This window comes from Thiothrix winogradskyi, from assembly GCF_021650935.1.
In the GTDB taxonomy this organism is placed as follows: domain Bacteria; phylum Pseudomonadota; class Gammaproteobacteria; order Thiotrichales; family Thiotrichaceae; genus Thiothrix; species Thiothrix winogradskyi.
This window is the reverse complement of record NZ_CP091244.1, coordinates 3,516,657-3,530,055: the sequence shown is the minus strand read 5'-3', so window position 1 is coordinate 3,530,055 and position 13,399 is coordinate 3,516,657. Positions and strand designations below refer to the sequence as shown.

Annotated in this window: 11 protein-coding genes and 1 pseudogene; 3 read left to right on the top strand and 9 right to left on the bottom strand. The window is 48.9% G+C overall.

All coding sequences use genetic code 11. From position 1 onward, the window contains the following. The first annotated feature begins 109 nt into the window (after positions 1 to 109). Positions 110 to 811: a hypothetical protein gene (locus L2Y54_RS17490; protein WP_236497909.1), complete on the top strand. Its 702-nt coding sequence runs from the start codon at positions 110 to 112 to the stop codon at positions 809 to 811. A gap of 36 nt (positions 812 to 847) precedes the next feature. Then, positions 848 to 1,222, top strand: coding sequence for a hypothetical protein (locus L2Y54_RS17485; protein WP_236497908.1), 375 nt, complete (start codon positions 848 to 850; stop codon positions 1,220 to 1,222). A gap of 232 nt (positions 1,223 to 1,454) precedes the next feature. Here the strand turns inward: L2Y54_RS17485 and L2Y54_RS17480 are convergent. The 7 genes and pseudogenes from L2Y54_RS17480 to L2Y54_RS17450 form a co-directional block, all read right to left on the bottom strand. Beyond that, positions 1,455 to 2,322 (bottom strand): annotated as a pseudogene (locus L2Y54_RS17480) (IS982 family transposase). Between the two features lie 276 nt (positions 2,323 to 2,598). After that, positions 2,599 to 4,410 (bottom strand): DUF3131 domain-containing protein, encoded by a 1,812-nt coding sequence (locus tag L2Y54_RS17475; RefSeq protein ID WP_236497907.1) that lies wholly within the window; start codon positions 4,408 to 4,410, stop codon positions 2,599 to 2,601. After that, positions 4,391 to 5,848, bottom strand: coding sequence for a DUF3131 domain-containing protein (locus tag L2Y54_RS17470; protein WP_236497906.1), 1,458 nt, complete (start codon positions 5,846 to 5,848; stop codon positions 4,391 to 4,393). The genes L2Y54_RS17475 and L2Y54_RS17470 overlap by 20 nt, the downstream gene beginning before the upstream one ends. Continuing rightward, positions 5,835 to 6,362, bottom strand: a complete 528-nt coding sequence (locus L2Y54_RS17465; RefSeq protein WP_236497905.1) for a hypothetical protein — start codon at positions 6,360 to 6,362, stop codon at positions 5,835 to 5,837. The genes L2Y54_RS17470 and L2Y54_RS17465 overlap by 14 nt, the downstream gene beginning before the upstream one ends. A 40-nt stretch (positions 6,363 to 6,402) precedes the next feature. Next, positions 6,403 to 8,148: a response regulator gene (locus L2Y54_RS17460; protein WP_236497904.1), complete on the bottom strand. Its 1,746-nt coding sequence runs from the start codon at positions 8,146 to 8,148 to the stop codon at positions 6,403 to 6,405. Beyond that, positions 8,148 to 8,696 (bottom strand): heme NO-binding domain-containing protein, encoded by a 549-nt coding sequence (locus tag L2Y54_RS17455; protein ID WP_236497903.1) that lies wholly within the window; start codon positions 8,694 to 8,696, stop codon positions 8,148 to 8,150. The genes L2Y54_RS17460 and L2Y54_RS17455 overlap by 1 nt, the downstream gene beginning before the upstream one ends. A gap of 48 nt (positions 8,697 to 8,744) precedes the next feature. Next, a complete protein-coding gene (locus L2Y54_RS17450; protein WP_236497902.1) occupies positions 8,745 to 9,095 on the bottom strand; it encodes an Hpt domain-containing protein in 351 nt (116 codons plus the stop codon). A gap of 163 nt (positions 9,096 to 9,258) precedes the next feature. Between L2Y54_RS17450 and L2Y54_RS17445 the strand changes: the two genes are divergently transcribed. Continuing rightward, entirely contained in the window at positions 9,259 to 10,476 is a 1,218-nt protein-coding gene (locus L2Y54_RS17445) for a PP2C family protein-serine/threonine phosphatase (protein WP_236497901.1), read from the top strand. Here the strand turns inward: L2Y54_RS17445 and L2Y54_RS17440 are convergent. Both L2Y54_RS17440 and L2Y54_RS17435 read right to left on the bottom strand, forming a co-directional pair. Beyond that, positions 10,435 to 12,102, bottom strand: coding sequence for a response regulator (locus L2Y54_RS17440; protein ID WP_236497899.1), 1,668 nt, complete (start codon positions 12,100 to 12,102; stop codon positions 10,435 to 10,437). The two genes, L2Y54_RS17445 and L2Y54_RS17440, sit on opposite strands and share 42 nt — an antisense overlap. Next, positions 12,099 to 13,247: an FIST signal transduction protein gene (locus L2Y54_RS17435; protein ID WP_236497898.1), complete on the bottom strand. Its 1,149-nt coding sequence runs from the start codon at positions 13,245 to 13,247 to the stop codon at positions 12,099 to 12,101. The genes L2Y54_RS17440 and L2Y54_RS17435 overlap by 4 nt, the downstream gene beginning before the upstream one ends. Between the last annotated feature and the right edge of the window lie 152 nt (positions 13,248 to 13,399).

Genomic DNA, 13,399 nt, shown 5'->3' with positions numbered 1-13,399 from the left:
TATAAGATGTGTCAAGCATGGTGGGAACTACCGTTTATACCTAACACCGCTTATACCAATGTAACTTCTGATAACATCAGTCCTCATGGCAATAACGACAATATCACCCATGAAAAACTACTGGTTCGCCACATTACTACTATTAGCTGGTTGTGAAGATAAGAATCTGGCTTCAGCACAACAAGGACAAGTCACTGTTCAAAAATATCCTGTGAGTACAACCTCCGCACCTCCACAAGTCATTCCTAACAATCCGCCACTGCTGAACCAGCACATGCAGGAAAATACGTCGGTATACCCGCACAACAGTGTGCAACTCGCAGTAGATCAAGGTATCAAAGCTATCGCGGTCCCAATACAACAAGATTTGTTAGCGATTATGGGGACTGATTTGCAAAGTGTTGATACAACTTTCAACGGACAGCGTATCACTTTCCAATATCAGGTATGGAAAATTCAAAAACCATCGGTGTGCAGCCATGCACAACAAAATGCCATGCAATTTTCAGAATGTACGCAAGCAGCTAAACAGCTCTTTCAATCCATGTGCGGTGAACTACAGCAAGAAAAACAACATGTTCACCCGCGAAATCAACAGCTACAGCGCATGTATTGCCAAGCGGCTGTTGATTTCAAACCAACCGTAGCACAAATTTCCCGTAGTGAGCCACAAGGTGACGATAAGCTTCAAACCTTACGAAAGAATTGCAATGACCTGATTTTTAAAGCAAAGATTTCAGAAGATGTTAAGGATGAAAAAGCACGGGATCAAGTTTGCCAAGCCTATAAAAAAGCTGCTCATTTGAACTGAAAATTATCAACTAACTTGAATTATAAGGATAAAATCATGAAACCATTTGGACTCGCTGCCCTCATTTTTTCTGTATTTGGCGTTATCATCCCAATTGTCGGCCCATTCATTTCTGGCCTTTCTGGTGTACTGGCTTTCTTCGCCGCAGGCAAAGGCAATACATGGGGGCTGACTGCTGTTATCGTTAACATAATCAATGTGATACTTCTTTCTCCCTCTTTGATTTTGTCAACGCAGCCTAAAAACCCATTGACTGGAAAAATTTACAACGATCCAGCGATAGTGGCTCATGCTCAGCAAAGCCAAAGTATTTGGGGTGTTTTGATAATGATTCAGATCGTTGCTCTTATTATTTTCCTTGCCGTATGGTTGATCAATCGTAGCAAACAGAAAACCACCTGCGAAAATTAAGTTGAATTATTGATTTAACTTATAAAAATTGGATTTTCAAGATGTTTCCAGCGAACAAACGACACTTCGTTTCACAACACAATCGCCGATGAATTCGATGCGTATCCTAACCCTGTCATCTTCCCTACATCACATTCCCGACATTCCTTCGCAAACCCCTTTGTCGCACACCCAACAATAAAACCCCAATCAACTGTAAATAACCTGAGTTCGGGATAAGCCATCCCTCAATTTAGATCACAACCAATGCTGATGTTTTTAAATCCAGTGCTGGTTTTTTATCTTGATAGGCATATGACACCAAGCCAGCAATGATGTTAATCATATAGTTAGTGAGTGAACGGTGGCGTGAATGCTCAATTTGTGAAATATTTTTCAACTGATCATTGATGGTTTCGATGATGCTCCGTTTACGCAACATCAGTGTATCGAACGTGTCACGCGCCACGGGTTTCATGTTTTTCTTCAGCGAGGTAATCCATTCAACCCTTGCTCTGCCAACGATTCTGTCAATGCCTTGGAAATGTAGCCACGATCACCAAAGACTTTGCCGACCACTTTTTTCAGCAACGTGGGAACGGGCTTACGGTCATCGGTATTACCCGAAGTAATGGCAAACGATAAAATATTGCCGCAGTCATCCACGACCAAATGAAGTTTGAACCCATAAAACCAGCCTGTTGACGATTTACCCCGCCTGCGTCTTTGCGAAAGGTGTGATGACGTGGAATACGCAAATTTTCACAGACTTTCAAGGGGGTAGAGTCTATGAAGGCAATACCTCGCCCCGTTTCACAGCGTTGCTGCATAAACAGGGTTAGTGGCAAAAGAACACGCGGCATTAACTCAATAAAACGTTGATAACTAGGGAGTTGCGGGAAATGACCCTTAAGAAATACTTTGACATGACGCTCATAATACCACTTGAAAGTACGATACCCCACTTGGTGGTAATGCACCAAAATCGTCATGATTTCACTATCGCCAAGACCACTGTGGCGACGACGATGCCCGCCTTTCGGGGTCAATAACGTTTTGTTCCATTCGGGATGAAAGTCCTGACAAAAATCGTCAATGGCACAGAATAACCGTGTTAGCATCTCAGTAGCAGCCTTTGGTGGGGTCAATGTTGTGTGTGGTTACTCACATTCTCCCATGAAAGGCTGCGCCTTACCTTATCCCGAACTCAGGTTAAATAAAAGAAAAATCACCGATAACCGCCACTTGGCGCGCAAATTGACCTACCCATGCAAACACCCTCATGAAATCCCTACGTCACGGAGAATACGCATGGAACTGACTGTTTACCAACTAAACCACCGGCCGGAACACATCCGCGCCAAGGTGCATAACCACCTGTGCTATCCTCATGCCCTTCAAAACTGCCAGCTTTTGCTCACCGTAATCGCGCCATCTTTCAGATTATCGCCGGGAAAGTCGTTGTTGCCGTAGTTGGAATATTCCACGCGCAATTTGCCCGGTTTGGGGCTGGAATAGCCTGCGGAATAGCTCCAACTGGGTTTGCCGCCGTCAACCGGTACGGTGGCAGTGGTGCGCACATTCACATTGGGCTTGGGATTCCATTGCATCGTGGCGCTTGCTTTGGCTTTGCCCTTAGCGGAAATGTTGACGCTGCCGGATGCGCTGAGTTTGCGCTTGCTGAGGGCTTCTGATTTCACTTTGTAACCAATGCTGGCACTGGCATTTTTTACATCCAGCCCTTGCCCAGGCTTGATGGGGCCGTTATGCCCCACTTGTACCGATACCGTACCCGGTTTGGGATTGGCATAGCCAACATTCCAAGCGTAACCGGGTTCGCCGTCTTTCACTGATGCACTGCCGTTAACGAACCAGTCTTTTTTCGGCGACCAAGTGGCGCTGACCGCGACATTATTGCTGCCATCTTTGAGGGATACGGTATCGGCTACCGTAATCGCAACCCGGCGTTTTTTCTTTTTAGCATCGACAATGCCGGTAGTGCTGTGGGCTTGCGGTCTGGGTGCATCCTCAAAGTAAATCGGAATATCACCGCCAGCGGTGGTGCTTACAATCGTGGGCAGAATCACTTCGCCTTTAGCCGTTGTATACACTTTTGGGGTGGTGGGTTGAGGCGCTAGTTTGGGTGGAGTCGTCGGCTTGTTGACCGTAACCTTGGGCGTTTTGGTCGTAACGGTTGTTGGGGATGTGTCGGGCTTAGTTGGTGGTACTGCCGTGGAAGGGGGGGCAGCGCTATTGCCGATTGAGCCGCGAACGCCTTGTGGAAGTGGGGCAGGTGTGCGTTGTTGCTGGCGTTGTTGCCGTGTGGTTTGGCGTAAATCACGCTGTTTTTTACGCTCGGTCTTGTTGTTTGCTGGCGTGGATTTACGGGTTTTTTGTGCGACAGTCGGTTTGGTCTTTGAGGTTGCCTGATTGGTTTGAGGCGTATTTGTCTTTGGAATGTTGACGGCTCTTTCGACCACTTTGGCAGCAACTTGGTGGGTAATTTCACACGAAGGCTTCCATTTGAACGGGTAGGGTTGCGCTTTGGCTTCCGTGACTATCTGGAAGGGCAGGGCATTATTACCAACGGTGGCAGGTGGCGTTTCTGCTTCACGTACCGATAAGCCGGTTTCGGGGTGGGGAAAGCAACGTTCGCGGTATGCCTGATGCAACACCAGATGATACGCATTCGGTGCAAGGCGAATTTCATCCAGTAATTTGGGGACGAAACGGTCAGCAGGATCAGGGCTCAGAAATCCCCATTCCCGAAATCCACGCCATTTTAACGGGGCGTTACCGTCGCTTAGCAGCTTGTGCAGTTTTTTTTGCCGCAGGATAAGGTCATGAAAATCCTGATTTTCCATGATCTCACAGTAATCCCATTGCAAGGCAATGCGCTCGGCTTCTTCGCGTAGGTTGGGGAAGCGTTCCGCAGTGGTTTTCAGGGTATGTAAAGCAATATCCAGTAAGGCGGCGTGCAGGGATGCCTCTGGTTTTTGCCCTAGCCATTCATCCGGCCATTGCTGACCGGGCGCGTTGATGTTGTTAAGTTCGCGCAGGATGGTTTTGGCAACCTTGGCATCGGTGGCGCAGTGCAAGGCTTCCAGTTTTTGCTGCAAGGGGGGCGGAAGGTCGTTCGCCATCACCGGCGCAATTAATGCCCCCCCGCCCAGTGAGAGCAGTAAAAATTTATTCAGTGGCGCAGGCATCGCACGTTTTAGCCGCAATCACTTGGGATTTGATACCGCGTTCACAGCGTTTGCATACCGGATAAAACTCACCGTACTTTTTGTACAGCAGCAAGCTCATGATGATGCCATTGGTATTGGCAGTAATCGCCTTGTTGTAACCACCACCGTTTTCATAAATGCCGGAATACCAGCCGCGTTCCGGGTCATACGCAGTGCCGACGGTGTATGCCAGCTCCTTGCTGTAAGGATCTTCCGGGAACAAAATCGCCAAGGACAATGCCGCTTTCACCGAAACGGTTCTGAGGTTGTCGTAACGCACCCCCTTGTCTGTGGTGGCGTTCCAAGGCAACCCTGCCGTGAAAATGGTGTTGTAGAGGAAGTACGGTTTCTGATCGAGATTGTCTTCCGACACCGCAGTGACAATGCCGGTGTCTTGCCAACGCCGTTTTTGCACCTCATAGATGTTTGCCAGCAGTGGCTGGTTTTCAGCATCCAGACCGTTTTCCACCACATCCATCGCATACGATTCTGTTACCACGTAGTTGTATGCCCCCAAATCACGCGGGTCACGGCTGTCATAGGCAATCGGTACGTCATAAATGTTGGTCACAGCGCGGAATTTATTGTTGTAGGTCGCCGAAATCTGCTGGTCATAACCCAGTTCGCGGAAAATCTTGCCCGCATACTGTTCATACCCCAGTCGCCCCTCTTGCGCCACCACAATGGCTTTTTCCTTGGAAGCGGGGTCACGGTATAAACCAAACATTTGCCCGTCTTTGATCAGGCGGGTCATGTCCCAGCGTTCAAGCACTTTTTTCGACGGGTAAGCGTATTTAGGGTGCATACAACTCAACGTATTCAGCCAGGAAACAATCCGTGCCAGATCGAGGATGGAAACGCCGATACCATCCGGGGCTGGCTGGTTACGGTAGTCCACCATTGCCCCTGTGCCGGTGTGGTATACCTTGTTGGGTGCTTCCTTGTTGAACAACTCCATCGTCGTCAATATTTTGAACATGGCTTGGATGCGCTCATCAAAGGTTTTCTCGTCAATTAAGCCAAGATCGTGCGCGGTAATGGTTGCCGCCAGTGCCGAGCCGGTATCCCACATGGTGGTGGACTGGTATTTATCCGCTGCGTTATACAAACCCGTGGTCGGGTTGTAGTTGTTTTCAAAGTATTTCCAAGCAATTTTTGCCATTTCCAGATCTTTGCTGCACAAGGCTTGGGGTGAGCCTAAACAACTGTTGTCGGGACCGGTGGTGAGGGCGCAAAACGTGTCGTTACGCCCAGAGGTGGAGCCGGTTTTTAGCATTTGTAATAAGCTGGGGGAATCGTTCGCGGCAGCAGGTTCAGCCACTGACGGGGCGCTGTTGTTGATGAACAGAATGAGAATGCCTGCAATGCCTAAGCCTGTTAACCAGGCAAGCGCTATTTTGAGATTATTTTTGTTCATTGCCCAGTGCTCCTAAGACTGCTTCGAGTTCTTTGCGTACTGCATCCACATTGGCGCTGGTATCACCGCTTTTCCATGCGCCTGTCAGTTTGTCGATTGGTCCCATTAGCCCTTGCAATTTGGCTTTGTGGGCGGCGAAGGTTTCACCGGCTTGCCAGATCGGTTTTTTGGTACTGGCGAGTTTTTCTGCGGCTTCCGCACCTTTGCCTTCGGCGCGTAATTGGTTAGCTTGGTTGAGTGTGCCGATGAGTTTGTAGAGATCCAGGCGTTTTTGCAGGGCAGCCAGTTTCTGATTGGCGGCATCATCCGCTTCTTTGCCGATCTTACTGGTGACGCTATTGATGGCATCAATTTTGGTGCTTAAGGGCGCGAGTGTTTCGGCTAATACGTTTGAGGCGCTTTGCTGTGAGGCGTTAAGCACAGTAAGTTCTGCACGGATTTGCTGATTTTGAATGCCCAAGTAAGCAACCAGCACCAGCAACATACTGAGCAGAACGTGTGAGATGATATTCATCGGTGGGATTCTCCCTGATTATTTTTATTATTGGTGGGTGTCAGGCTGTGGCTGGGCACCATTCCTTCAACGTGCTTGCCAGCACATCCATTTGAATGGGTTTAGTCAGGCAAGCATTCATACCGGCTTGCAGGTATTCCACTTCATCGCCCTTCATGGCATTAGCAGTGAGTGCGATGATAGGAATTGTATTGTCAGGAAATTCTGCGCGGATATGCCGAGTGGTTTCGACGCCACTCATGCCGGGCATTTGAATGTCCATCAATATCAAGTCAAACGCTTGAGTACGGACTTTATCGAGTGCCTGAAAGCCGTCTTCGGCTAAGGTGACGCGATAGCCTAATTTTGCCAGCATCCCTTTCGCCACCAGTTGATTAACTTTGTGATCTTCTACCACCAGTATGTGCGTACCCCTGTGTAGAACGTCCGCCTGTGCTTGGCGTGCCAGCATAATGGGGGATGGCTCATTGAGTAATGTAAGCGTCTCTGTGGAGGTTTCAGGGGCAGCTAACAAACCCAGAAGTTTGCTTTGGGTAATAGGTTTTACTAAACAATGGCGATATTTAGGCGAGTTCGAGCCGCTGCATTGCACGCAATTCTTGGTTTGCGATGAAATATTGCATAGGTGTACCGGAGGTTTTAAGGCGTTGATATGCTCAAATAATTGGTTTAGTAATGCCCGTTGTGCTACTGGGTAACTGTTGTAGTCAATGACTAACCAGTCAAAGGGTTGAGCATCCGGCAGATTATTGGCGTTGCTTATATCACTGATTACTTGGCAATCCGCACCAAGGTTGCTCAATTGTTCTGCAATTAACTGTGCATGTAAGGCATTGTGGTGCATGACTAAACACCGGCTGCTTAAACGTGTGGAGCAGCGTGTTTGCGCATCCGTGGTTTTGAAGGGGACTTCAAACCAAAAGGTACTGCCAGCATCCGGTTGGCTAGTGACCCCGATAACGCCTTCCATGAGGTGAACCAGTTTGCGGCTGATTGCCAACCCTAAGCCTGTACCGCTGCCATTGTGTTGGTCATAACGGTTAATTTGACTGAAGGCATGAAACAGCGAGTGTTGTTTATCGGGCGGAATACCGACCCCGGAATCTTGTACTTCGACGCGGATACCTTCCGCCATTTGCGTAGCAGGTAAGATGCGTAACACAATTTGCCCGTGTTGGGTAAATTTGATTGCATTACCCAGCAGATTCATCAAAATCTGCCGCAAGCGTAAGGCATCACCGCGTAAACAGTTGGCGACCCGCTTGTCGACAATGCTGAACAGTTCGAGTTGTTTCTGATTGGCGATAACGCCGAGTGTTTCAATGACACTGGGCAAGGTTTCGCTGAGTTTGAAGTCCTCTTCCAATAATTCCAGCTTGCCTGCATCGAGCCGGGAAATATCGAGGATGTCATTAATAATCCCCAACAGGGATTGAGCAGAATGCAAGGTCATTTCGACCTGACGCCGCTGGTTTTGATCCAATTCGGTGTCTTGTAGCAAGGTTGTCATGCCGATAATGCCATTCATCGGCGTGCGAATTTCATGGCTCATGGCAGCCAGAAACGCGCTTTTGGAACGGCTGGCGGAGAGCGCCTGATCGCGTGCTTCCACGAGTTCACGGGTGCGCTCGGCAATGGTGTGTTCTAGGGACTCCGCTTGCGCTCGCAATTCCAAATTAGCCTGATATAACGCCAGACTTTTGCTTTCCAGCAATTGTTCAGCCTGTTTGCGGGCGGATCGCTCGCGTTCCAGACGGCGTTGCAGGCGAGCCACTTCGTCGCTCATTAGGCAGTCATTCGCGTGATATGGAATTCAACGTGCGTGCCTTGCCCAGCAGAGCAATCGACCATTTCCGTTTGTGCCTTCACTTGATAATGGCTGAGACAGCCCTCAATTAATCCTGCTGCTAAGGTTGCAAAGGGGTGTTTCGAGCGGTAAATCATGATTAGTTTGTGTTCACCTTCGCGCACGGTTTCAAAGGTGGGTAATTCTGCATCGGGGTAGAGTTTGCGTACTTCAACGTGCACGTGGTTTTCGATGGAATCGAGAAAGTCGAATGCATCGGGAGCGGCAGCAAAAAAGCTGGGGTAGAGCACCACAAAACGCCCGAATAAATAACGTCCAAATGCTTTGACCAATTCAGGTATCGGCATTCCTGTTTTTATGGAAAGCTGTTGCACTAGGGTAACTATTTCAGAATGCGGGTAAGTCCCGACAGCGGTGTACGCACCACCAGAGGGCAGGTCGGCTGCGTCAATAATATCATCCACCGTATCAGCGGAAAAAGTTTGTTCAACCATTTCCAGAAACTCGGTAAACACTAAACCTTTCATGCGTTATTCCTATTGTTATTGGGCCGTCAGTTTGGTTGTGTGGTGTATTTAAGCAATGGCAGCTTGTTGCTTGAGCCAATCCAGTACCTGGGCAAATTCTTCACGGAGTTGGATGAGGTGTGCAGACGCGCTTGGTTGATCCTGATGATCTTTGTATTCTTCCAGTAAGCGGGTGAGTTCCGCTAAGGTAAAAGCACCCAGAATCTTGCTGCTGGATTTGAGTTTGTGGCAGATTGTGCCGACTTGTGCGCTGTCTTGGGTGTCAACGCATTGCTGTAGGATCTCTAGCGCACTCTCGGTATCCGAGATGAAAAATTCAACTATTTCCCCGAATTCATCCGCCATGATTTCTTGAAGTTCTGCGTAGGTTGCCGCATCAATAGGGCTATGTGTAGTCATGTTTGTACCTCAACCGCTAGGTTGTGCTAAGCCGGTAGTGGCAGAATGCACCACTTACCGGAATTGTATTTTTATCATTTTTATCTATATAGACAATTTATAATTTGATGGTAGCATATCTCTATCCGAGTGTTAATAACATCATAAAAATAAGATATAGCCAATGAATATTCTAGTCGTTGACGATGCCAGAGATATGCAATTGATTCTGCGCCGTATTCTTACCCTGATGGGTCATCAGGTGATGCTGGCTGACCACGGTCAGGAAGCGTGGGAATTGATCCGACAACACCATTTTCAAGTGGTTATCAGTGATTGGGTAATGCCAGTCATGGATGGGCCAACGTTGTGCCGCACGGTACGTGCGGCAGAATTACCTTACTACGTTTACATTATTTTGCTAACCGGCATGTCAGGTAAGCAAAACCTGATTCAAGGAATGGAAGCCGGTGCGGATGATTTTGCGACCAAACCGATTGTGCGTGAAGAGCTGGAGGTGCGCCTGCGTGCTGCCCAACGTGTCTTGGATCTGGAACATACTTTGGAAGACAAAAACCGCCATCTGGAAAGTGTCAATGACTCGCTCTCGGCTGCCCAACAATTGATAAAAAATGATCTGCAACGTGCAGCGGTGTTACAAGCCGGGGTGCTGCCTAACCAAAAAATATTCGGGCGTATTCGTGTGGATTGGTTTTTCCAACCTGCTCAATATATCGGCGGCGATACCTTTAACTATTTTTCCATTGATGATGATTTATTGTTCTTTTATTCGATTGATGTGTCCGGTCACGGGATTGCGTCGGCGTTGTTGTCGATGTGTTTGCAAACCTTGCTGAGCGCTACCAGCGAGTTACATTGTTTGGATGATTTGTCACCTCATGCGGTTGCTACCTTGCCGTCACGCTTGGCGGAACGTCTGAATCATCATCTGCATTACCAATTGGACACGGGGGATCATTACCTGACGCTGATTATGGGCGTGGTCGATACCCGTCAAGAACAGTTGTATTTTGTGCAAGCTGGTCATCCGCAACCGTTTTTGTATAGCCCAATCAGCGATAAGTGGGAGCAACTGGATTGCACCGGCTTTCCGATTGGCTTATTGCCGGATATGGAGTACGAGACGATACGCCTACCGTTTCCAAGCGGGAGCCGGTTGATTTTGTATTCAGACGGTTTGCTGGAGTTGCACGAGGCAAACGGTGCAATGATGACCGAACTTGCCTTAAAAAACCATTTGCAGCCTTTGCGGCGGCAACCTGCCCAGCAGCTCATTCAGCAATTAGCCGTAACTTTGGGGTTGGATGATGATGCCAAGGAAAAACCCGATGATATTTCGCTACTTATCCTTGATTTCTGTGACGGGACAAACGCGCATTAACACTTCCAGTAAATCTTGTATGTTAAAGGGTTTGCTGAGGAAATCGTCCATGCCGCTGTTGAGGCATTGTTCGCGGTCGCTGCTCATGGCATTGGCGGTTAGGGCAATAATCGGGGTATGTGGCAATTGTTGGGCGTGCTCTTCGGTGCGAATCAGGGTGGTGGCCTCCAAGCCATCCATAATGGGCATTTGCACATCCATGAGAATCACATCGGGGCGATTGTTCTGCCATTCCTGCACGGCATCGCGCCCATTTTCGGCGACTTTGACGTGATGCCCGGCTTTGTTTAACAGGCGCACTGCCAGCATCCGGTTGACGGCATTGTCTTCTGCCAACAGAATGGATAAAACCCGCTCGGCACGCGCCAGCGTCTGCGCCGCTGTTGGTGCAGTGGGTTTAACGTGAGTGACGACTGCGAAGGGGGCGCTGAAGTGGAAAATGCTGCCTTCGCCCACATCACTGTCTACCCGCAAGGTGCCGCCCATCATGGCGATCAATTGTGAGGAAATGGTTAAGCCTAAACCCGTGCCGCCATAGCGCCGGGTGATGGAGCTGTCCGCCTGCTGAAACGGCTGAAAAATACTGGCTTGTTTGGCGCGGGGAATGCCAATGCCGGTATCACGTACTGCAAACATCACACACGCTTGCCCGCTGGGAGCACCGCTTTGCAGGCTGATGGTGACGCTGACTTCCCCTTGTTCGGTGAATTTAATAGCATTGCCAACTAAATTGATCATGACTTGGCGTAAACGCCCGATGTCACCGGCTAAGGCATCCGGCACGTTGGCATGAATGTCCCACTGAAACTGCAATTGCTTGGCACGGGCGCGTAAGGCGAGTGGCGTAAAGGTATCTTGTAATAAGGCGCGTAATTGGAAGGGGGCGATGTTGAGTGTCAGTGTTCCGGCTTCAATGCGTGAGAAATCGAGAATCTCATTGATAATATCCAGCAGGGCATTCGATGAGGATTTGATCATGCCCAAGTGTTCGCGTTGCGACTCAGACACCTCGCTGTACAACATTAAATCCGTTAAGCCGATAATGCCGTTCATGGGGGTGCGGATTTCATGGCTGATCATCGCCAGAAATTCGCTTTTAGCTTTGCTGGCTTTTTCTGCCATTTCCTTGGCTTGCAAGGCTTCTGTACGGGCTTCTTCCAGATAGGCGTGTTGTAAACAGGCTAAACAGGCGGTTTCCAGACGTTTAAGCACCAAACCTAAGGCGAGTATATGGGCTTCCGGCAAAGGTGGATCACGCACGACCACCAATAAACCGTTATCGCCAAGTGGCATGAAATGGTAATACATGTCCCCTATGGGGATTATTTCCCCCGGCTTTTTAATCAGCCAGCCTTGGTTGGCGCATTGCTGGATCTGTGCGGCTAACTGTGGTTGATTTGCTTCGAGTGTACCGCGCAAGGCAGGGTAGCTGTAACAAGGTGGCGGGGCTTGTGTGGCATTATCCTGTTTGACGCCTTTGTGTAACCAGATGTAACCGCTGCGGCAATTCAGCAACTTTAAGGCTGGTGGCAGAAATTTGCGTAACATGGTGTGCAAATCGAGGTCTTGCCCAATCAATAACGCGAGTGCGTATTGAACCGAAACCAGTTCCAGCGTCGGATTCATGCCGCTGATTCTCCGGTTTCAGTGAGGATGCCCAACACGATGGTTTTGTTGAAAAATTCCAAGCAGGTGTTACCTGCATCCGCGATTTCCCCCAACGATAAAACCCCTATCAACGGCGTGTTTGCGGGTAATTTGGAGCAAATATTATCGACTTCTTCCGCAAAGCGTTCTTGTAAAAATAGGGTACGGCTGATGCAGTCAAATAATAATGCCAATACGGGCGGGTTTTGCGTCTGGATGGCGGTGTTGGCGCAAGCGTGTGATGCCGCCAGCAGGTCATCTGGCTCACCTTTGAGAATGTAAATGATGTGATTGGCGGGTACTTCGCCCACACAGATTAATTTATTACCGTCGACAAAGAGTGGGTCACGTACCACAACATCGCTGCTTAGGCGTTCTAAGCCAAAGGGGTAAGCTTTGGCGATGTCAAAAAACTCACCATCTGCAAAGCGTTTGCCGCTGTCAGCTTCGACAACTTGTCGATACACTTCAAAGGCGGGTTGGTAATCGAGCGTGGTAATGGTGTTGTTGTATGCGCCGGTTACAAAGAATGGTCCGGCGAATTTGTGCCAACCGTGTTCGATACCGATACTGAGCGGCAACTCGATGCAGGTGAGTTGGGCGCAATCCATCCGCAAGCCTTGGTTGCTGAACAGGCAGGGCTTTTGTACAAAACTGAGGGAGCCAGCCCCACCGCCGATATACTGATAGTGTCCGCCAAAGACTTCATACAGGCTTTCTAGCAGCGTTCCTATGCGTTTGCTCAGACCATCAACCAGGGTCACTAGTGTGGAATTGGCGGGTGTTTGCGCGGACAGGGCTTCTATGGCGGAGAAATAGTCCGCATTAGGGTCAGATAGCTGTTCGACATGGTACACCTGACTGGCAAGCGGTAAGGCGCAGACCACACTGCCTTGTTGCAGGCTTTGCCCATTGGCAATGATTTCAGGAAAGATACCGCCAAAGATGGGGATGGGCAGTGCCTGTAAATGAGTGTCGAGTTGTGCCGGGGTAAAGCCGTTGGCATCGGCGGCGAGTACTAAGATACTTTTTGCCCCAGCCGTGACGGCGTTATCCAGCAATTGCAGCAAGCCCTCGCAAGTACCACTGTGATCGACAAAGATTTGAGCAGGTGTCATGTGCATGGGTGAGCGTTCCTGTTGTTAGTTTATTATTTTCATGAGATTAGCGACTCATTATAGATAATCATCTATCCATAAGAAAGTTCTATCTTTGCTAATGGCATCTAACCGTTTAAGTAACTTTTGTTGCTGTTTTTTCTGATTAGTGTATAGAA